Source organism: Actinomadura montaniterrae (assembly GCF_008923365.1).
Taxonomy (GTDB): domain Bacteria; phylum Actinomycetota; class Actinomycetes; order Streptosporangiales; family Streptosporangiaceae; genus Spirillospora; species Spirillospora montaniterrae.
On the sequence record NZ_WBMR01000501.1, the window covers coordinates 1 to 834 of the forward strand.

Annotated in this window: 1 protein-coding gene; it reads right to left on the reverse strand. The window is 79.7% G+C overall.

Annotated elements, in window-relative coordinates; all coding sequences use genetic code 11:
• Positions 1–834: acyl-CoA dehydrogenase family protein (locus tag F9B16_RS50520; RefSeq protein WP_151547360.1), on the reverse strand; the 834-nt coding region annotated here is incomplete at both ends.

An 834-nucleotide genomic window follows, 5' to 3' on the forward strand; every position in this document is an offset into this window, starting at 1 on the left:
AGGGCCGGGGCGAGGTCGTCGACGGCCAGGTCCGCGAGCGCGCGCGCCGCGCGCACCTGCGCGAGCAGGCCGCCGTAGGCGCCGGCCAGGTAGGCGTCGCCGGTGCGGCGCGCCTGCCCGAGCGGCCAGGGCCGGGTCCGGCCGACGGCGTGCGCGCGGGCGGCGTCGAGGGCTCCTTCGGCGATGCCGATGGAGACCTGCGCGACCATCAGCTGGATGGCGGAGGCCATCAGCGACAGGGCGCCCGGGCCGGGACGTCCGATGACGTCGTCCTCGCTCACGGCGGCTCCGGAGAAAAGGACCGTTCCGTTCGGCGCGGTGGCGGTCCCGCCCTCGGCGCGCGCGACGCCGGGACCGTCCGGATCGACCAGGACCATGAGCGGCTCGCCGGTGCCGGCGCGGGTCGCGCCGAGGGCGAGCCGGTCGGCGAGGACGGCGCCGGCGGTGATCGCCGTCGTGCCGTCGAGGGCGAAGCCGCCGTGCGGGCGCGGCGTCAGCGTCAGGACGGACGTGTCGCGCGGGTCGGGAGCGCCGCCCCAGAGCCGGGAGCCGGCGGCGGCGCTCGGCCAGGCGCGCTCGCGGTCCTCGCCGGTGCCGAAGAGGGCGGGCGTCCAGGACAGCAGGTAGTGGTGCCCGAGGAGCAGCCCGATGTCGCCGTTGACGGCGGCGACCTCGCGGACGACCTGGTAGGCGGTGCACCAGGTGGCGCCGCCGCCGCCGTGCCGGGCGGGGATCAGCAGCGCGGGCAGCCCGGCCCGCCGGAGGGCCTCCGCGCCGCGCGCCTGCGGGCGCCCGGCGTGCCGGCCGTCCGGGTCGTCCACGCCGGGGCCGGAC